Genomic DNA, 18,761 nt, shown 5'->3' with positions numbered 1-18,761 from the left:
ACAAGTGTAAACCTTGCCCTTCGACCGGGCGTTTGTGTGCTCGTTCGTGCATATTTGACGGGCTGCTGGCGGGCCTCCAGGCGGTCTCTCTACGCGGGGTTTTACCCGCTCGCAGCACCGAGAGAGAGCCATGACCGACCCGACGCGGCGCAACCGACTCGACGAGGCTGCGAGCCCGTACCTCCGCCAGCACGCCGACAACCCCGTCAACTGGCAGCCGTGGGACGAGACGGCCTTCGCGGCTGCCCGCGAGCGCGACGTCCCCATCTTCCTCTCCATCGGCTACTCCGCGTGCCACTGGTGTCACGTGATGGAGGAGGAGTCGTTCTCCGACGACGGCGTCGCCGCGGCGCTGAACGAGAACTTCGTCCCGGTGAAAGTCGACCGCGAGGAGCGCCCAGACGTGGACTCACTGTACATGAAGGTCTGCCAGGTCGTCCGGGGCGGCGGCGGGTGGCCGCTGTCGGCGTTCCTCACGCCCGACCGGAAGCCGTTCTTCGTCGGGACGTACTTCCCGAAGGAGCCCAAGCGGAACCAGCCAGGCTTCACGCAGTTGCTCGACGACGTCGCCGACTCGTGGCAGACCGAGCGCGGCGACCTGGAGGACCGCGCGGAGCAGTGGCTGAGCGCGGCGAAGGGCGAACTCGAGGACCTCCCGGACGCAACGGACCTCGGCGACGACAGCCCGCTCGACGAGGCGGCGAACGCGCTCGCCCGGACCGCCGACCGCGACAACGGCGGCTTCGGACGGGCGCCGAAGTTCCCCCAGGCGGGCCGCGTGGACGCGCTGCTCCGGGCCCACGACGCCTCTGACGACGGGAAACAGTACGGTGACATCGTCCGCGAGGCACTCGACGCGATGGCCGGAGGCGGTCTCTACGACCACCTCGGCGGCGGCTTCCACCGCTACTGCACGGACGCCGACTGGACGGTCCCGCACTTCGAGAAGATGCTGTACGACCAGGCGACGCTCGTCCGAACGTACGTGGACGGCTATCGGTCCTTCGGCGAAGAGCGCTACGCCGACGAGGTCGGGGAGACGCTCGCGTTCGTCGACCGTGAACTCGGTCACCCGGACGGCGGCTTCTACGCCACGCTCGACGCGCGCAGTCCGCCGATCGACGACCCGGAGGGAGAACGTGTGGAGGGCGCCTTCTACGTCTGGACGCCCGAACAGGTCGAGAACGCGGTTGCCGACTACGCCGACGAAGCGCCCGCCGACGTTGACCCTGGCGACCTCGTAGACCTGTTCCGTGCGCGCTACGGCGTCGACGAGGCCGGGAACTTCGAGCACGGCCAGACCGTCCTGACTGTCTCGGCGTCCCGCGAAGAACTGGCCGACGAATTCGGCTACCAGGAAGACGAGGTGGCCGAACTGCTCGCCGCCGCAGAGACACGGCTCCGCGCCGCCCGCGACGACCGGCCGCGTCCCGCTCGCGACGACAAGGTGCTCGCCGGCTGGAACGGGCTCATGGCGCGAGCCTACGCGGAAGCCGGCCTCGCGTTCGACGGTGCGGAGGCGCGTGCAGACGAGGATTCCTACGCCGAGCGCGCGGCCGAGGCCATCGACCACGTGCGTTCGGAACTCTGGGACGGCGAGCGTCTGGCGCGCCGGGTCATCGACGGGGACGTCGCCGGCATCGGCTACGCCGAGGACTACGCCTACCTCGCGGCGGGCGCGCTCGCGACCTACGAGGCGACCGGCGACCACGCGCACCTCGGGTTCGCACTCGACCTCGCGGACGCGCTTCTCGACGCCTGCTACGACGCCGAGACGGGTGCGCTCTACCAGACGCCGGCGTCCGTCCAGGACGTCGACGTGCGCTCGCAGGCTGTCGACGGCGGTCCCACGCCCTCGCCAGTGGGCGTCGCCGCGGAGACGCTGCTCGCCCTCGACGCGTTCGACCCCGACGCTGAATACGCGAACGCCGCCGAAGCGATGCTCGAACGGTACGGCGAACGCGTCCAGCGCAGTCCGGCGGCCCACCCGACGCTCGTGCTCGCCGCCGACATGCTCGTCACTGGCCACCGCGAGGTCACCGTCGCCGCGGACTCGCTGCCCGTCGAGTGGCGCCGGACGGTCGGCACTGCGTACCTGCCGGACCGCCTACTGAGCCGCCGGCCGCGGAGCGCCGTCGAACTGGACGAGTGGCTCGCGGCCCTCGGCCTCGCCGACGCTCCGCCAATCTGGGCAGGTAGGCAGAGCCACGAGGCTGCGACCGCCTACGTCTGCCGGCGCGCGTGCTCGCCACCACTGTCGACCGCAGAAGAGATCGAGGAGTGGCTCGCGGAGTTCAGTCGCTGAGCTGCTCCGCGAGGTACACTTCGGGACTGACGGGCTCCTCTTCGATGAACCGGGCGACCTCCTCCCCGTCTCGCTCGATCACGATGGTCGGGATGAGCGTGACGTCGTACGCCTCCACCTTCGGGCCGACCTTCTCCCCGTCAACGCGTTCGACGGGGTACTCTTCGACGTTCTCGACGCCCGCCGCCTCGAGCGCCGCGGCGAAGTCCGGTAGCTGTGAGCGGCAGTCGCCACACCAGTCCGCGCCCCACACCCGCACGACTGCGTCGTCCTCGAGGGCCGAGAACGCCTCGACGACCTCCGGGTAGGCGTCGGCCCCCCACGTCGGGTTCGGCTCCATCGTGTTCAGCGTCATGCATCCGGCTTGGTGGGCACCCGGCAAAAGGCTCGCGCTCGTCGCGGTGGTTGCCGGCCGACACGATTATCCACAGAACTGACGTGTACGTCCGTATGGCGACGATTCGCCTCCTCAGACTGGAAGGGCTGGCGGTGTTCCTCGCGGCCACGGGCAGTTTCGTCACGCTCGACGGTGCTTGGTGGCTCTATCTCCTGCTCGTCCTTCTGCCGGACCTCGGCATGGTCGGCTACCTCGGTGGCCCGCGCGTTGGGTCATGGACGTACAACGCAACCCACCTCTACGTCTGGCCGCTCGCGCTCGCCGGCGGTGGACTCGCGTTCGGCGCCGAACTCGCCGTCTTCGGCGGGCTCGTCTGGGCTGCGCACATCGGCGCGGACCGCGCCCTGGGGTACGGACTCAAGGAACCGACCGGGTTCGGCGACACCCACCTCGGTAGTCTGTAGAGGCGGCGGCAACTGCCACTGCCCGCCAAATGTTTACCCCCCGGATGAGTAGTTCCACTCGATGAAGGACAGCATTCTGGACGCCATCGGGTCGCCACTCGTGCGGGTACCGGCGCCCGAGGGCGCGACCATCGCGGCCAAACTGGAGGGGTTCAACCCCGGCGGCTCCGCGAAGGACCGCCCGGCCCGCGAGATGGTGCTGGCCGCGGAGCAAGAGGGGCTCGTACAGCCCGGAGACCGCCTCGTGGAGGCCACCAGCGGGAACACCGGCATCGGCCTCGCCGTCGTCGCGGCCGCGCGCGGCTACGACCTCACCATCGTGATGCCCGAGTCGATGTCCGAGGAGCGCAAGCAGCTACTGCGGGCGTACGGCGCGGACCTCGAACTCGTCGACGGCGGCATGACGACCGCCAACGAACGCGCCGACCAGCTCGCCGCAGCGAACGGTGGCTTCCGCGTCTCCCAGTTCGAGAACCCCGCGAACCCCCGGGCGCACTACCGGACGACCGCCGAGGAGATACTCGAGCAGGTCGAGGGCCGCGAAATCGACGCGTTCGTCGCGGGCGTCGGCACCGGCGGGACGATAACCGGGACGGCAACGCGCCTCCGCGAGGAGTTCCCCGACATGGATGTCGTCGCCGTCGAACCGGAAGGCAACGCCGTAATCTCGACGGGGAAGGCCGGGAGCGACGACTACCAGGGAATGGGGCCAGGGTTCGTCAGCGACATCACCGACCTCGACCTCATCGACCACGTCGAGACCGTGGCGCTCCCGGACGCCGAGGCCGCAGTCCGGAGACTCGCCCGCGAACAGGGCATCCTCGTCGGACAGTCCAGCGGGGCCGCGTACCTAAGCGCGAAGCGCGTCGCCGAGCGGATCGCCGAACCGGAACTCAACTGCCCGGAGGTGAGCTTCGACGCCGAGGACCTCGCGGACGCCGACATCGACGAGGACGCGCTCGCGGACGGCGGTGATCCGTACGACGACTGCCCGCTCGTCGTCACTGTCTTCCCTGACTCCGGGGAGCGGTACCTCTCCGCGGGCGTCTTCGACTAGGTCTGGAACTCCGACTCGGCGACGCGAACGACGACCGTCTCCTCGACGTCCCGCAGGTCGTAGTCGGGACGCTCCCCCTGGACCCTCGTCACGTACATCGGTTCGACGAGTTCGCCGTCCGCGACGCCGTACACCTTCAGGCGGGCGTCCGTCTCGGACGCGCGCACCTCGCTCTCCCTGACCGCGGCAGCGAGCTCCCGGGAGAGCCACTCGGTCTCCGATATCGACGGTTCGAGCACGAACGCCTCGTCGGCGAGACGGACGAGATACCAGTTCAGGTCGTTCAGCAGGGAGACGGCGGCCCCCAGGCTCACGGTGTCGACGGCGACCGTGTTCTCGTACGGCGAGCGCACGTCGTAGGTGGCGAGCGCCTTCCGCGCCGTCTCGTAGGAGAAGAGGTCGAGGCGGACGTCGACGTCGTCCTTGCCGACGATGCAGACGCGGGTCACGCCTCCACCTCTCTGGTCTGTTCGACGGCATCGGCTACGTCCCGCGCCCACTCGAACAGTTCGTCGGGTTCGTCCTTCCGGACGCTCTCGGCGGGCGCCGCTGTCAGCGGCTGGCTCGGCGCGAGCCGGTTACAGCCCACGTCGAGCGTCGAGTCGCGGTAGGTGCCGATGTCGCGGGCCCGGGCGATGATCTCCTGTTTGTCGAGCGAGAACAGCGGGCGGTGAATCGGGAGGTCCGTCGCGCCGTCGACCACGGCGAAGTTCGCGGCGGTCTGGCTCGACTTCTGGCCCATCGCTTCGCCGGTGACGATGCCCACAGCGCCGACGCTTTCGGCGACGTGCTCGGCGACCCGGTACATGAACCGCCGGTAGGAGAGCATCCGCGTGCGGCCGGTTCGTCCGGCGAGCTCCTCCACGGCGTCGCCGGCCGGAGCGACGCGCAAGCGGAGGTCCTCTCCCGGTGCGAACTCGGCGAGTCTCCGCGCGGTCTCCTCGGCACGGGCACGGTGGTCGGGGCCGCCGAAGCGGCCCAGGTCGAGGTAGAGCGGAACGACGGGTGACCCGCGTTTCATCGCCTCCCAGGCGGCGACCGGCGAGTCGATACCGCCGGAGAACAGCGCGACCAGCGGCTTCTGGGTGCCCAGCGGCATCCCACCCGGACCGTCGCGGGTCTCGAGGAAGACGAACGCCTCCTCCTGGCGGACTTCGACGGAGAACGTCAGGTCCGGGTCGTCGAGGTCCACCTCTGGGTCGAACTCGTCTTCGACGGACTGCCAGACGGCGTCGCCGCCCTCACGGTTGACGTCGTGGCTGTCGAACGCGTGCTCACCAGCGCGGCGCGCGTCCACCGCGAACGCGCCGCCGTCGTACTGTTCGCGGGCGGCGTTGGCGAGCGCCTCAGTGATGGCGTCCATCTCGGGCGCGACGGAGACGGCGGGACTGGCTGACACGACACCGAACGTGTCCGCCGCGGCAGTCGCTGCTGCGTCGGGGTCGGACGTCCGAACGAGCAGTCGCCCCCACTCTCGCTCGACTGTCCCAGGAATCCCCCTGGCCTCCAGCATCGCCGCGAGGTTCTCCCGGAGCGTCGTCTCCATGTCCGCCTGCACCTGGCTCGACTTCACCCCCACGTCGCCGTGTCGGACGACCACGGAGTCCGCTCCGGGTGGTAGCATGGTCGATGCAAGCCGTCCCGGCATTAAACGCCTATCGCCTTCTCGCGGACAGACAGACCGCTCGGATAGGTGCGTACAGGTGGCGACTCGTCGCTGTGGGCCGGCTCGCCACGCTCCCGCCTCGGCCGGACCCGCACTCGGAATCAGGTCACGCGACGGGTTGGTCCTGCTCTCCTACTTGAATTTACGCGAGCAGAGCCCCATGGCTGATAGATGCGCCTGCAGTGTCAGCATCCGCGAGCGAGCGGCGGGCGGTTCGGAGCGAAGCGAGAACCGCCGAACGTGCGAACGGGGAACGACGTGACCCGTGAGCGGTTCGAAGAACCCGAGTGAAGTGGTTCACTCCGCGACCGGCGGGAGCGGAGGCCGACGACTGAGGGACCGACGGGACCGAAGGAGGAGTGATTTCCCGCAAGTTTTGCCGAGCGGAGTGCGCCTTCGGCGCACCCCCGCAGCGCAAAAAGTGCGCTTCAGAAGGTGTCCAGTTCGCCGTCGATGACGCGCTGGGTGATGTCGGTGACGCCGGCTAGTTCCTCGTCGACGATGTCCCGAATCTCGGGTTCGACGTCGGGGATGGTGACGCCAGCCTCGGTAACGACGTGGACGTCGGCGACGTGGGGCTGGTCGATGGGGCGGCCGATCTGGGAGAGCAGTCGGACGCGGAGGTCGCGGATACCCTCGACCTCCGCGACGACGCTCTCGGCGATCTGGGTGGAGAGCAGGTTGTATATCTTCCCGATGTGGTTGACCGGGTTCTTCCCGGACGTGGCCTCCATGCTCATCGAACGGTTGGGCGTGATGAGGCCGTTCGCGCGGTTGCCGCGTCCGACGGAGCCGTCGTCGCCCTGCTCGGCGCTCGTGCCGGTGGTGGTGAGGTAGATCGACCCCGAGTCGTAGTCGTCGGCGGTGTTGACGTGGACAGTGACGTCGCGGTCGGTGTATTCGCCAGCGAGTTCTTCGACGTGCTCGCGGACGGCCTCGATTTCGGCCTCGTAGGCCTCCATGTTGGGGACGTAGGTGTCGACGAGCGCGGCGGCGACGGTGAGGTCGATGTGGTCGCCCTCGCGTTTCCCCATGACCTTGACGTCCTCGCCGACCGCGGGGTTGTCCTCGCCGTACGCTCCGTTGAGCGAGCGCTCCGTCTCGTAGACGACGCGCTCGGTCTCCGTGAGGGGTGCGTGGCCGACGCCGAAGGAGGTGTCGTTGGCCATCGGGACGTCGGGACCGTCCTCGACGAAGACCTCCTGGAGGTCCCCGGAGCCCTCGCCGAGTTTCACGTCGACGATGACGTCGGTCTCGAGGTCGAGGTTCGGGAGGTTCTCGCGGAGGTAGTCGCGGGCAGCGTCCAGCGCGATGCTCTCGACCGGGATGTCGTACTCGGTGCCGTCGTCGTCGACGTAGTGGCTGGTGGCGCGGCCGACGACGAGGATGTAGATCGGTTCGATGACCTCGCCGCCGCCGAACGCGGGCGCGGCCCGGCCGGCGACGAGCTGGGTCTCGTCCGTGTTGAAGTGGAGGACTTCGCCGACGCGGTCGAGATACGCTCGGGCGAGGGACTCACAGACGTGCTCAGCGATGCCGTCGCAGATGGAGTCGGGGTGTCCGAGCCCCTTTCGTTCGACGATTTCGACGGTTTCGTCTTCGACCGCTCCGCGGTCGAGAGACTGGACCTGGATGTTCCGCTCGGTCATTGCGCGAACGTACCCGGCCTCCGCTTCTATAACTTGCGAAAAGGGAAAGTGCCGACAGTATGCGCGCTACGCATCTTCGAGTTGAAGTCCGAGATAGGACGTCCGGACCTGGTCGCCGGGGTCGAGACCGAGCGATCGGAGCAGTTCGTAGGCGTCTTCGCGGGCCGCCTCGACCGCCGCCTCGCCGTCGACTTCGGTCTCGACTTCGACGTACTCGCCGACGTCCTCGACCGCGTCGAGCAGGACCGTGAACCCGTCTAGTTCGTGTTTCTCGCGGAGTTTCCGGACGGTCGCGGCGGGTTCGAAGCCGAGACGCGCGAGGAGCTCGCGCATCACGTCGCCGTCGTCGACGCCGGTCTCGAACTCCTCTCGGGTCTTCGACTGGGCCTCCACGAGCGGTCCCTTGTAGGTCACGCGGGACTCCCCACTCGCATGCTCCTCGCCGTCGAGGACGGCGTCGACGAGTTTCGGGAGCGGACGGTCGCGTTCGAACTGGGGGTCCGCTGTCGCCACGCGTCGCACGCGGAGCGCCTCGTCGGTCTCCGCGAACTCCCGGTGTGGCGCGTCGAAGTACGTGTCCGCCTGGGCGACGGTCGCAACCCGGCCCGCTCCTGCGTCCGCGAGTCGTTCGCGCACCGCATCGAGGTCGGCGGGCACCTTCACTTCGACTTCGTACATGACCTACCGGACGCGGCCACCCGAGAAAAGACCCGCGCTTCCGAGCACTCAGTACTGCTACATTGGGCTCCTAGCAGCCGTTAAGCGCCCACCGTCGACCACTCGAGTAGGATGTCCGCCGACACCCAACAGGCCGACGTGGGCGAGAGGGTCGACGTAGACGCAGGCCGTGAACCACTACAGGCGACCGTCGTCCGGTACCGCGACAGCCCCGACCGGTGCACGCTCGCACCGGCAGATGTCGACGACGACCGGCGGCTGACCGCGTGGCTCTCCGTGAACGCCGACGCGATGGTCCCGCCGGGCGATTCGCGGCGACCGAGGCTGACAGGCACGAAACGTGATTCTTAAGGGTGGAACGGGAGTCCGTACGGGTATGAGCGACGAACCCGAGGCCGAGACGGCCGATGAATCCGACGCTGAACAGGGCGGCTTCCAGGAAGGCGACTTCGTGGAACTCTCCTACACCGCCTACACGGTCGACAGCGAGGAACTCGTCGACACCACCGACGAGGAGACCGCCGAGGAGGAAGGCGTCGACACGGAGGAGCGAGACTTCTCCCCGCGCACCATCGTCATCGGCGAGGGCCACATCTTCGACGAGGTCGAGGACGACCTGATCGGCAAGGAGGTCGGCGACTCCGGGAACGTCGTCGTCGAGCAGGCGTTCGGCGAGTACGACGACGAACAGGTCCGCACCGTCAGCGCCCAGAAGATCCCCGAGGACGACCGCTACCCCGGCGCCCACGTCGAGATCGACGGTCAGCAGGGCCACATCGAGGCCATCATCGGCGGCCGCGCTCGCGTCGACTTCAATCACCCGCTGGCCGGCGAGGACGTCGAGTACGACTACGAGATCGTTGGCGAGGTCGAGGACCGCGTCGAGAAGGCCAAGGGCCTGATGCGGATGTACTTCGACGTCGACCTCGAGATGCAGATCGAGACCGACGAGGTCGAGGAGGAGGTCGAGAACGACGACGGCGAGACCGAGACGGAGACCGTCGAGAAGGAGACGCTGTACATCGAGCAGTCCCAGCAGCTCCAGTTCAACCAGCAGTGGATGATGGGCAAGCAGCAGGTGCTCAACGAGTTCATCGAGATGCTGGACCTCGACCGCGTCATCGTCCAGGAGATCATCGACGGCCAGCCCGCGGGCATGCCCGGCATGATGGGCGGCATGGGCGGGATGGGCGGCGGCGAGGACCTCGGTGAGATCGAGGACGCCCTCGAGGACGCCGACGTCGACGCCGACGAGATCGTCGACGAACTCGAAGCTGAAGGCGACGAGGAGTAACCCCCTTCTCCCGCGCCGGACGGACCGCCGTCTGGGACGGGTTTTAGCGTACGTACGAGAGAGTGGCGACGCAGCGCCGGTATAGTAGAGTCGCTACGCGATGTCGCGGCTCGTGTCGACCTGGACGCGCTCGCGGAGGTTCAGTTTTATCGGGGCGTCGAGTGCGCTCCCGCCGCGGAACTTCGGCACGGTGAGCGTCGTCTCGACCTCGCCGCTGTTCTCCTCGACCTGCAACTGGAACACGACGTCGACCATATGCTCGGTGGTGCCGCGGAGCGGTCCCTCGTGGTCGGTGTCGAGGCAGTGGAGGACGGCCACGCCCCCGACGTTCCGCATGTGGTTGCCGAGTTCGTTGAGGAAGTTCTCGTAGCGGCCCCGGTCGGCGCGCTCGAGCGCGTCCGCAGGGTCGATGACGACGGTGGACTCCTCGGGGACGCTACGGAACGCGCGTCGGGCGTTCTCCAGGGAGTCCGCGCCCGGGATGTAGCCGAACTGGGGGTCCCCCGTCGGCGCGTTCGTCGCCTCGAAGGCGTCGCGGACGGCCTGTTCCGTGCGGTCGGTGGTGAGGTACAGCGTCGGGCGCGGCTTGGTGAGTTCGTACAGCAGTAGCTCCCCCTGGCTCGCGGGAGGCGCCTCGTACGCGACCACCGTCCCCGCTGGCACCCCGCCACCCAGTTCCCGGTCGAGCACGTCGATGCCCGTCGAGAGCCGCCTGGCCATTCGATGACCGCAACGAACCGCTGCAAGTTAACTATTTGGCTCCGCGCAGTCCGCCAGTTCCGCGTGCGCAGCGTCCGTTTCGGGGCTAGCGAGGGGGTCCCGAGCTTCCGGGACTGGGACGACGCGCGGAGCGTCGAGCGCGCCGGCGAGTCCGCTGGGGACCGAGCGTTCCCGGGACACTGCGACGGCGCGAACCGGCGTGCCGACCGCCCGGGCCATCGCCGCCGTCTTGACCGCGTCCTCGACGCTCTCGCGGCCGCGGGTTGCGACGACCAGACAGCCGTCCGCCGCGCGGAGTGGGCGCGCCGCCGCCTCACTCGCGCCGGCCGGGCAGTCGAGGACGACAGGACGGCTCCCGGGGAGTTCCGGGAGCACGGATTCGAGCGTCGCGCCGTCGGCGTCCCCCGCGGGGAGCACGTCCACGCCGGGGGCGACGGAGGATTCCTGGGCGACCGTGGCTGGGTCTTCCGCGTCGAGTCCGGGGTCCCGCTCGACGTTCGCGCGGAGGTGGAGGTTCGGCGCGTCGAGGTCGCAGTCCACGACCAGCGGCCGGCGCCGCCGCTGTGCGAGCGCGCTCGCCACGCCGAGCGCGGTGGTCGTCTTGCCGCTCCCGCCCTTGCCGCCAGCGACTGCGAGCACGGTGGTGGGTGGTCCCGCCATCGCACTTTAACTTCCGGCACACTCCGAGAGTTTTACCCTGCTGGGCGTCGCGCTCTCAACCGATGCGCCACGACCACCTCCTCACCGCCAAACAGCTCTCGCGGGCCGACGTCGAGACGGTGCTCGACAGGGCCGCGGAGTTCGACGCGGACCCCGACGCCGCCCGCGACCTGCACGCCGGGAAGTTGCTCGCGCTCTGCTTCTTCGAGCCGAGCACGCGCACGAAGATGAGCTTCGAGGCGGCCGCCAAGCGCCTCGGCGGCGACGTCGTGGACATGGGCTCCGTCGAATCTTCGTCGGTGAAGAAGGGCGAGTCGCTCGCGGACACCGTGCGCGTCGTCGAGGGGTACGCCGACGGCCTCGTGCTGCGCCACCCCAAACAGGGCGCCGCGAAACTCGCCAGCGACTACGTCGACGTGCCAGTCGTGAACGCCGGCGACGGCGCCGGCCACCACCCGAGTCAGACGCTGCTGGACCTCTACACCATCCGCGAGCAGGCGGGCCTCGAGGACCTCTCCATCGGCATCATGGGCGACCTGAAGTACGGCCGGACGGTCCACTCGCTGGCCCACGCGCTCACGAACTTCGACGCGCGCCAGCACTTCGTCAGCCCCGAGAGCCTGCGCCTCCCTCGCGGCGTCCGCTACGACCTCCACGAGGCCGGCGCGCAGGTCCGCGAGCACGAGGAACTCGAGAACGTGCTGCCGAACCTCGACGTTTTGTACGTCACCCGCATCCAGCGCGAGCGGTTCCCCGACGAGGACGAGTACGAGGCGGTCGCCGGCGAGTACCGCATCACCGCCGAGACCCTCGAGGCGGCCAAAGACGACCTCGCGGTGATGCACCCGCTCCCGCGCGTCGACGAGATCGCCGCGGAGGTGGACGACGCGCCGAACGCGACGTACTTCGAACAGGCACACAACGGCGTCCCGGTCCGGATGGCCCTCCTCGACCTCCTGCTATGACAGACACCGAACTCCGCGTCTCGAAGATCCAGAGCGGCACCGTCATCGACCACGTCTCCGCCGGTGCGGCACTCCACGTGCTCTCCCTGCTGGGCATCGACGGCGAAAGCGAGGCGACCGTCAGCCTCGGCATGAACGTCCCCTCCGACCGCATGGGTCGCAAGGACGTGGTGAAAGTCGAGGGCCGCGAACTCAGCGACTCCGAACTGGAGGTGCTGTCGCTCATCGCGCCGGAGGCCACCATCAACATCATCCGGGACTACGACGTCGTGGAGAAGCGCCAGGTCGAACGCCCCGACCGGGTCACCGGCGTCCTGCGCTGTCCGAACCGCGACTGCATCACGAACGCCGGTGAACCCGTCCAGCCGACGTTCGCTGTCATCGACGACGGCGTCCGCTGCGAGTACTGCGACGAGATCGTCCGCGAGGACCTCACCGACTACCTGCGGGACTGACCCCACAAAGCGTTTACTTCCTCGCACGATACTAACAGCTATGGCTGGAAAACTGCTGAAGTTCGCCCTCGCCCTGGTCGTGATCGTGCTAGTCTGGAAGCTCTTCCTCGGCGGCGACGCCGAGACTATCGACGACGGCGTCGACCGAATCGACTGACGAACACGCTTCTCTCGTTCTCTTTCCGAACGACTTACGCGGCAGCGCGGTCAACGCAGTCGCATGTACGGCGTCGTCACCCGGAACGCCGAGGAACTCGACTGGCCGGAGTTCGACCGCGCGTTCTACGAGGTCAAGGACGTCACCGGCCGACACACCGACCCCGTGGAGAACGCGGTCAACATGGTCTCCTGCTTCGGGGACAACGCCACCGCGGGCACCGAACCCGACCTCGTCCCCGTCGACAGCGAGGGCAACCGGGCCACCCGCGAACAGCCGTACTTCGACTGGGCGTACATCTGTCCGCTCGCCGAAGATTACCGGAACGGCGTGCTCACCGTCGTCGAGACGTGCGCGGAACTCAACGAGGACGTGCGCCTCGACGACGTCGGCTTCCCCCGGGACGACTACTGTCGCTGCGAGCGCTGCGTGACCGCCTTCCAGGAGTCTTCTCACGACGACTGGTACGATTGGCGCGCGAGCGTCATCACGGAGTTCGTCGCCGAGGCGGCCGACCGCATCCCCGGACGGGTCTACCTCACGCTCTACCCCGACCCCTACCCGGGGCACCTCTACGAGCGCGCGGGCCTCGACCTCGAGGCACTCTCGGAGCACGTCGACGAGTTCGTCGTCCCGCTATACGACACCCACTACGGGACGACGTACTGGCTGGAGACCATCGCCTCTGGGTTTCAGGACGCCCTCGACGCGCCGTTCAGCGTCGAACTGTACGGCGTTAACGTCGACGTGGAGAATCTCGTCCACGCCGCCGAGGTGGCCGACGAGTACGCGAAGGACGTCTTCTTCGGCTACGAGGCGAGTAACGCGCGGGCGGCGCTCCGGCGGATGGGCGCCGAGGAGCGCGAGGGCGAGTCCTTCGGCCCGACGTGACGGTTCAGTCCCGGACCCGGACTCCAGCCTCGTCACCTGCACCGTTGTAACCAGATAGCGTCTACTTTCACTTTCACCCCGAGGATGGCCGTCCGTTATCCGGGGCGTCGACACTCGCTTGGAGTATGCCACGCGCAGACCCACTGCCGACACTCGACTCGGGCGTGACACTGCTCCGGGGCGGCGACCGCGGCGAGATTGCGGCGCTCGTCGTCGCCGTGCTGGACCGCCGCGACGGCCCCGCTCGCTGGGTCGACGCCCGGAACCACGCCTCGACGTACGCGCTCGCCGACGCCGCGCGCTCCCACCGCGTCCTCGACCGTGTGCGGGTGGCGCGGGCGTTCACCGCCCACCAGCACCACGCGCTCGTCCGGCAACTGGTGGCCGACGCCCGGCGGCCGACCAGTCTCGTCGTCGCGCCCGCGGTGGACGACTGCTACCGCGACGACGACCTGCTCGCCTGCGAGGCCGAGCGGCTCCGGACGGCGTCGCTGTCCACGCTCTCGGCGCTCGCCGACGCGCGGGACGTGCCGGTGCTCGTGACCGCCACGGACGACGACAGAGTCGCCGAGCACGCCGACGCCGAACTCTCCGTCGAGGAGACGCGGTTCGGCCCGCGTTTCGAGGGCGAGGACGTCGAGACGACGGCGTACTGGACGCAGAACGGCTGGCAGACGACCATCCCGTACTGGGTCGACGTCGCGGGGCGGGTGGCCGAGCGCATTGAGCCGCCGGAACCGGAGGTGGTGGTCTGATGGGCCGCACGAACGCGACGTACCGCGACCACCTCGACGCCTACGAGCAGCGCTGCCAGTCGTTCCGGCGGGCGCTCCGCCGCGAGCGCAAGCAGGACTTCGACCGCGTCTTCGAGCGCGCCCGGAACCACGCCCACGCCGCCGGCCACCTGAACGCGGTCGACCCGGAGCGCGCCGCCATCCTCTCGGTGCTGGTCGCCCAGGAGGCGGCGCTCCGGGACCTCCGCGAGCGACTCGACTGATGGCGTACGCCTTCGACGTGGACGAAAACGGCGTGACGGCGTGGCATCTCACCGAGGACGGGGGGCGCGCCGAACGCGACACCGACTACCGGCCGACCGTGTTCGTCCACGCCAGCGACGGCGCGCTCGGGTCGCTCGCGGACGCGCTCGACGACGACCCGAAGGTCGCCGACCTCCGGTGGGTCGAGCGTTTCCTCGACCTGCACGCGGACGACCGGACCGAGGTGCTGGCGGTGGACGTCGAGCGCGTCCGAGAGGTCCGGACGCTCGCACGGGAGGTGCGCGAGCGCCACGAGCGCGGCCGCGCCCCCGGCACGTTCCGGCTGTACAACGTCGACTTCTCGCCGGGGTTCCGGTACTGCGTGGAGACGGGAACGGACCCGACGCCGGACCGCGAGTTGCGTACGCTCGCGGTGCGGACGACCGACCGCGCGCTCGCCGACGGCGACTTCACCGAACTCCGGGTCGACGGCGAGCGCGTCGCGGGCGACGAGGGCGCCGTCCTGCGCACGCTGGCGACGCGACTCACCCGCGAGAACCCGGACGTGCTGGTGGTGAGTCACGGCGCACTCCTCGAACTCGCCGCCGACCGCGCGAGCGAGGTGGGCGTGTCGCTGCAGTGGGGCCGCGAGGCGGGCGGCGTCACCCAGTTGTCGGGCGCGAACACGTACGAGAGCTACGGGCGCACCGGCCACTCGCCCGCCCGGTACACGGTGCCGGGGCGGGCCGTGCTGGACGAGTCCAACAGCTTCCTCTGGGGGCAGTCCGGGCTCGCTGGCCTGCGCTACCTCGTCGAGCGCTCGTGGAAACCCATCGAGGAGGCCGGGTGGGCGAGCATCGGCAACGTCCTCACCGCGATGCAGACGCGGGAGGCACTGGACCGCGGCGTGCTCGTTCCGTGGAACAAGTGGGAACCCGAGCAGTTCACCGACGCCCGCACGCTCCACGCCGCGGACCGCGGCGGCACGACGCTCGCGCCGGAGGTCGGCCGCCACGAGGACGTCTACGCGGTGGATTTCGCGTCGCTGTACCCGAACATCATCCGCGAGTACAACGTCAGCCCGGACACCGTCCTCTGCGACTGTCACCCCGACCGGATGGTGGTGCCGGAACTCGGCTACAACCTCTGTCCCGAGGACGGCTTCCTCGGGGACGTGCTCGGTCCGCTGCTGGACGACCGCCGCGGCATCAAGGATGCGCTGGAGACGGCGACCGGGGACGCGGCCGAGCGCCTCGAAGCGAAGTCGGCGGCCATCAAGTGGGTGCTGGTGTCGTGTTTCGGCTACCAGGGCTACCGGAACAGCAAGTTCGGCCGCATCGAGTGCCACGAGGCCATCAACGCCTACGCGCGGGACATCCTGCTCGGCGCGAAGGAGACGCTGGAGGCCGCGGGCTGGCACGTCGCCCACGCCATCGTGGACAGCGTCTGGGTGACGCCCGCCGACGACCCGGAGCCACTGGACGACGTCTGCGAGCGCATCACCGAGAACCGGGACGTGCGCCTCGAGCGCGACGGCCACTACGACTGGGTCTGTTTCGTGCCCCGGCGCGACGGCGGCGGTGGCGCGCTCACGTCGTACTTCGGGAAGGTCGCCGGGGAAGACGACCACAAACTCAGGGGCGTGGAGGCGCGCCGCCGCTCGACGCCGTCGTTCGTCGCGGACTGCCAGCGCGAGTGGCTGCGCGTCCTCGACCGCGGCGGCCCGGGCGTCGTGGTGGACGCGCTCTCGCGGGACCTCGCGACGCTCCGGGCGGGCGAGGTGGCTCCCGCGGACCTCGTGGTGACTCGCCGTGCGTCGAAGCCCGCCGGCGAGTACGACCGGGAGACGCGCACGGTCGCGGCGCTCCGGCGGTACGAGGCCCACGGCGTCGAGCGCCATCCCGGCCAGAGCGTCGAGTACGTCGTCGTGGACGACGACGCGGACGGCCGGCGGCGCGTCCGCCTCCCGTTCGAGGACTGTGCGGACTACGACACCGACCACTACGCCGACTGCCTCGTGCGGGCCGCAGCGACCGTGCTCTCGCCGTTCGGCTGGGACCGCTCGCGGGTGGAACGTGAGCTACGGGGGACGCGTGACGTGACGCTGTCGTCGTTCTGAGGCGCCGGAATCGGGGTGTTTTTGAGCGGGCCGACGGAATCCAGTTGTATGAGCTTCGAGGAAGACGACGAAGTCGTCCTGCACGACAAGCACAGCGAGTACGACGGCCAGACCGGCAGCGTCACGCAGGTCGTCGACACGATGTTCGGCGAGCCGAACTACACCGTCAGCTTCGAGGACGGCCAGGAAGCCGGCGTCCCCTCGGACAACCTCGAAGCGGCGGACGGCGAGGACCTCGAGGACGCCGAAGAAGACAGCGAAGAGTAGCGACCCGCGAGCGGCCCGCAGTAGCGTCCCTTTTAGGCGTCCGGTGAGTACCCAGAATCAATGAGCGAGGTTCCGTTCCACTACGTCGACCTTCGGGCGTTCTGCTACGACACGGAGGACGAGAACCGCGTCGCCGACGCCCTCCAGCACTTCCTCCCGGAGGACGTCGAACTCGAACGCGCCGAATCGGCGGGCCACCACGGCGACCGCATCGTGGTGCTCTCGGCGCGCGTCGAGCGCGCCGACGAGATGCGCCACGTCCTCGGCCAGCTGCGCGACGGCGCGGACATCGACCGCATCCGCGGGGAACTCGACCAGCGCGTCGACGACAACTGCTCGCTGTTCGTCCACCTCGACAAGCAGGAGGCGTTCCTCGGGGACGCCCGCCTGGGCAACGGCATCTCCCTCCGGGCGAAAGTCGAGGCGTACCCCGCGAACAAGGAGGCAGCCGTGGAGAACGCCCGCGACGCGCTGGCCGACGAAGCGGCCTAGCCGGACCACTCGGACCGCACGTCTCCAGCGACGTTCTCCCGCCACTCGTCGAATCGCGTCCTGCAGTCGGCGTTCGCGTCGGCGTGTTCCACGAAGCCCGCGCCGCCGTTCCGTAACGCTTCGCCACAGAACGGGCACGTCTCGGGGTCGGTCCAGGTCGCGCGCTCGGTGCTCTCGGGCATACCGTCGAGTACGGGTCCGGCCGAGATAGTTGGTGTCTGCCTAACACGTTTGGGCGACGCTAACCGGCGCCCGGACCGCACGCGTTTTTAGGAGCGGGTGTCAACGAGAGTCCGTGTACGAGGCCGTCCACGCCCACCCAGACGGCGAGAGCACCGTCGCGCGGTTCGCGCTGACCGCCGCGAGCGACGGCTTCGACGGCGTCGTGGTGCGGAGTCGGAGCGACGCCCGCCCGGAGACCGACCTCGACGCGGTCCGCGAAGAGTACGACGTGGACGTCGTGGACGGCGTGGAAGTGGACGCCGAGGACCGCTCGCACGCCAGCGGCTCCATCGCCAGCCTCCGGGAGCAAGTGACCCTGCTGGCCGTGCGCGGGGGTACGCCGGAACTCAATCGGTTCGTCGCGGAATCACCGAAGGTTGACGTGCTGGCCGGGCCGATGCGCGGCGACGGCGACGTCAACCACGTGATCGTCAAGGCCGCGAAGGAGAACGGCGTCCGCATCGAGTTCGACCTCTCGGGTGTGCTTCGCGCCGAGGGCGGCGAGCGCGTGCAAGCGCTGCGGGGTCTCCGGAAACTCCGGGAACTCGTGGAGTACTACGACGCGCCGTTCGTCGTGAGCGCGGACCCGACCTCCCACCTCGAACTGCGCGCACCCCGGGAACTGCTCGCCGTCGGCGAGGAGATCGGGTTCGACCGCGAGCAGGTCCGCGCGGGTCTCGAGGAGTGGGGTGTTCTCGCGGAGCGCAACCGGGAACTGCTCTCCGAGGAGTTCATTGCGCCGGGCGTCGAAGTCGCCGACGATGAAGAAGACGCTTGACGAGCACGCCGCTCGCTTCGACGAGGTGGCCGCGGAGTACGACGAGGACAAGAGCGAGGAGTACAACGAGTGCGTCGCGCTCGTCCTCGAACACGCCGCTCCCGAGAGCGACGACACGGTCCTCGACCTGGGGTGTGGGACGGGCGCCATCGCTCTCGGCCTCGCCGACGCCGCGGAGCGCGTCGTGGGCCGCGACATCAGCGACGGGATGCTCGCCCAGGCCCGGGAGAAGGCCGCCGAGCGCGGCCTGGAGAACGTCGAGTTCGGCCAAGGCCGGTTCCGGGAGCCGAACTACGACGGCGCGGTGAGTGTCGTCACCTCGAACTTCGCGATGCACCACCTGAGCGACGCGGAGAAGCGCGACGCGATAGCGACCATCGCCGCTCTCGGCCCCCGGAAGATAGTGCTCGGAGACGTGATGTTCTTCGGCGAACCGGACCCCGACGACCCGTTCTTCAGCCCCAAAGTGGACGACCCCGCGACGGTCGGCCTGCTCGCGGACGCGTTCACGGACGCGGGCTACGCGCTGACGGCCGTCGAGATGGTCCACGACCAGGTCGGCGTGTTGGTCGCCGAGCGCCGGTAGCTGCCCGCTGCTCAACACAAAC

Annotated in this window: 24 protein-coding genes; 16 read left to right on the top strand and 8 right to left on the bottom strand. The window is 69.1% G+C overall.

The genetic code is table 11. From position 1 onward, the window contains the following. Positions 1-130: 130 nt before the first annotated feature. On the top strand, positions 131-2,305 hold the full coding sequence (locus HALDL1_09960; GenBank protein AHG03892.1) for a hypothetical protein: 2,175 nt from the start codon (positions 131-133) through the stop codon (positions 2,303-2,305). Here HALDL1_09960 and HALDL1_09955 read toward each other — a convergent pair. Then, the gene (locus HALDL1_09955) at positions 2,295-2,660 is read right to left on the bottom strand and encodes a thioredoxin (protein ID AHG03891.1); all 366 of its coding nucleotides are present in this window, start codon (positions 2,658-2,660) and stop codon (positions 2,295-2,297) included. The two genes, HALDL1_09960 and HALDL1_09955, sit on opposite strands and share 11 nt — an antisense overlap. A gap of 95 nt (positions 2,661-2,755) precedes the next feature. Here HALDL1_09955 and HALDL1_09950 point away from each other — a divergent pair, with 95 nt between their 5' ends. Next, positions 2,756-3,106, top strand: coding sequence for a hypothetical protein (locus HALDL1_09950; GenBank protein ID AHG03890.1), 351 nt, complete (start codon positions 2,756-2,758; stop codon positions 3,104-3,106). Positions 3,107-3,167: 61 nt separating this feature from the next. Continuing rightward, on the top strand, positions 3,168-4,163 hold the full coding sequence (locus HALDL1_09945) for a cysteine synthase (protein AHG03889.1): 996 nt from the start codon (positions 3,168-3,170) through the stop codon (positions 4,161-4,163). On the opposite strand, the gene HALDL1_09940 is transcribed toward HALDL1_09945, so the two are convergent. The 4 genes from HALDL1_09940 to HALDL1_09925 form a co-directional block, all read right to left on the bottom strand. Continuing rightward, on the bottom strand, positions 4,160-4,612 hold the full coding sequence (locus HALDL1_09940; GenBank protein ID AHG03888.1) for a hypothetical protein: 453 nt from the start codon (positions 4,610-4,612) through the stop codon (positions 4,160-4,162). The two genes, HALDL1_09945 and HALDL1_09940, sit on opposite strands and share 4 nt — an antisense overlap. After that, on the bottom strand, positions 4,609-5,787 hold the full coding sequence (locus tag HALDL1_09935) for a tRNA sulfurtransferase (GenBank protein AHG03887.1): 1,179 nt from the start codon (positions 5,785-5,787) through the stop codon (positions 4,609-4,611). Before HALDL1_09935 ends, HALDL1_09940 begins: the two co-directional genes overlap by 4 nt. A gap of 470 nt (positions 5,788-6,257) precedes the next feature. Continuing rightward, positions 6,258-7,478 carry an S-adenosylmethionine synthetase gene (locus HALDL1_09930; protein ID AHG03886.1) on the bottom strand — a complete coding sequence of 407 codons (1,221 nt, stop codon included), beginning with the start codon at positions 7,476-7,478 and terminating at the stop codon, positions 6,258-6,260. Positions 7,479-7,544: 66 nt separating this feature from the next. Beyond that, positions 7,545-8,156, bottom strand: coding sequence for an adenylate cyclase (locus tag HALDL1_09925; protein ID AHG03885.1), 612 nt, complete (start codon positions 8,154-8,156; stop codon positions 7,545-7,547). 111 nt (positions 8,157-8,267) lie between these two features. On the opposite strand from HALDL1_09925, the gene HALDL1_09920 reads away from it, so the two are divergent. Together HALDL1_09920 and HALDL1_09915 are read left to right on the top strand one after the other, a co-directional pair. Beyond that, positions 8,268-8,507: a hypothetical protein gene (locus HALDL1_09920; protein ID AHG03884.1), complete on the top strand. Its 240-nt coding sequence runs from the start codon at positions 8,268-8,270 to the stop codon at positions 8,505-8,507. 25 nt (positions 8,508-8,532) lie between these two features. Beyond that, entirely contained in the window at positions 8,533-9,450 is a 918-nt protein-coding gene (locus HALDL1_09915) for a peptidylprolyl isomerase (GenBank protein ID AHG03883.1), read from the top strand. A 93-nt stretch (positions 9,451-9,543) separates the two neighbouring features. On the opposite strand, the gene HALDL1_09910 is transcribed toward HALDL1_09915, so the two are convergent. Further along, positions 9,544-10,170, bottom strand: coding sequence for a transcriptional regulator (locus HALDL1_09910; protein AHG03882.1), 627 nt, complete (start codon positions 10,168-10,170; stop codon positions 9,544-9,546). A gap of 27 nt (positions 10,171-10,197) precedes the next feature. Next, entirely contained in the window at positions 10,198-10,809 is a 612-nt protein-coding gene (locus HALDL1_09905) for a CDP-4-keto-6-deoxy-D-glucose-3-dehydrase (GenBank protein AHG03881.1), read from the bottom strand. Positions 10,810-10,892: 83 nt separating this feature from the next. Here HALDL1_09905 and HALDL1_09900 point away from each other — a divergent pair, with 83 nt between their 5' ends. From HALDL1_09900 to HALDL1_09860, 9 genes are all read left to right on the top strand, one after another. Beyond that, positions 10,893-11,795, top strand: coding sequence for an aspartate carbamoyltransferase (locus HALDL1_09900; protein ID AHG03880.1), 903 nt, complete (start codon positions 10,893-10,895; stop codon positions 11,793-11,795). Next, complete coding sequence (locus HALDL1_09895; GenBank protein AHG03879.1) at positions 11,792-12,250, top strand: aspartate carbamoyltransferase; 459 nt, start codon at positions 11,792-11,794, stop codon at positions 12,248-12,250. The genes HALDL1_09900 and HALDL1_09895 overlap by 4 nt, the downstream gene beginning before the upstream one ends. A gap of 40 nt (positions 12,251-12,290) precedes the next feature. Then, a complete protein-coding gene (locus HALDL1_09890; GenBank protein ID AHG03878.1) occupies positions 12,291-12,407 on the top strand; it encodes a hypothetical protein in 117 nt (38 codons plus the stop codon). A 63-nt stretch (positions 12,408-12,470) separates the two neighbouring features. Further along, positions 12,471-13,298 (top strand): hypothetical protein, encoded by an 828-nt coding sequence (locus HALDL1_09885; protein AHG03877.1) that lies wholly within the window; start codon positions 12,471-12,473, stop codon positions 13,296-13,298. 125 nt (positions 13,299-13,423) lie between these two features. Then, positions 13,424-14,053, top strand: coding sequence for a hypothetical protein (locus tag HALDL1_09880; protein AHG03876.1), 630 nt, complete (start codon positions 13,424-13,426; stop codon positions 14,051-14,053). Further along, the gene (locus tag HALDL1_09875; protein ID AHG03875.1) at positions 14,053-14,295 is read left to right on the top strand and encodes a hypothetical protein; all 243 of its coding nucleotides are present in this window, start codon (positions 14,053-14,055) and stop codon (positions 14,293-14,295) included. Before HALDL1_09880 ends, HALDL1_09875 begins: the two co-directional genes overlap by 1 nt. Next, the gene (locus HALDL1_09870; protein AHG03874.1) at positions 14,295-16,394 is read left to right on the top strand and encodes a DNA polymerase I; all 2,100 of its coding nucleotides are present in this window, start codon (positions 14,295-14,297) and stop codon (positions 16,392-16,394) included. Before HALDL1_09875 ends, HALDL1_09870 begins: the two co-directional genes overlap by 1 nt. Before the next feature lie 48 nt (positions 16,395-16,442). After that, positions 16,443-16,661: a hypothetical protein gene (locus tag HALDL1_09865; protein ID AHG03873.1), complete on the top strand. Its 219-nt coding sequence runs from the start codon at positions 16,443-16,445 to the stop codon at positions 16,659-16,661. A 60-nt stretch (positions 16,662-16,721) separates the two neighbouring features. Continuing rightward, complete coding sequence (locus tag HALDL1_09860; GenBank protein ID AHG03872.1) at positions 16,722-17,153, top strand: hypothetical protein; 432 nt, start codon at positions 16,722-16,724, stop codon at positions 17,151-17,153. On the opposite strand, the gene HALDL1_09855 is transcribed toward HALDL1_09860, so the two are convergent. Continuing rightward, positions 17,150-17,335 (bottom strand): hypothetical protein, encoded by a 186-nt coding sequence (locus HALDL1_09855; GenBank protein AHG03871.1) that lies wholly within the window; start codon positions 17,333-17,335, stop codon positions 17,150-17,152. The two genes, HALDL1_09860 and HALDL1_09855, sit on opposite strands and share 4 nt — an antisense overlap. Before the next feature lie 113 nt (positions 17,336-17,448). Between HALDL1_09855 and HALDL1_09850 the strand changes: the two genes are divergently transcribed. Together HALDL1_09850 and HALDL1_09845 are read left to right on the top strand one after the other, a co-directional pair. Further along, positions 17,449-18,153, top strand: a complete 705-nt coding sequence (locus HALDL1_09850; GenBank protein AHG03870.1) for a ribonuclease P — start codon at positions 17,449-17,451, stop codon at positions 18,151-18,153. Then, positions 18,137-18,739 carry an S-adenosylmethionine-dependent methyltransferase gene (locus tag HALDL1_09845; GenBank protein ID AHG03869.1) on the top strand — a complete coding sequence of 201 codons (603 nt, stop codon included), beginning with the start codon at positions 18,137-18,139 and terminating at the stop codon, positions 18,737-18,739. Before HALDL1_09850 ends, HALDL1_09845 begins: the two co-directional genes overlap by 17 nt. Positions 18,740-18,761 lie beyond the last annotated feature (22 nt).

It is taken from the genome of Halobacterium sp. DL1, assembly GCA_000230955.3.
Classification (GTDB): domain Archaea; phylum Halobacteriota; class Halobacteria; order Halobacteriales; family Halobacteriaceae; genus Halobacterium.
Note: the sequence above shows the minus strand (reverse complement) of the source record. Positions and strands in the feature narration are given on the sequence as shown.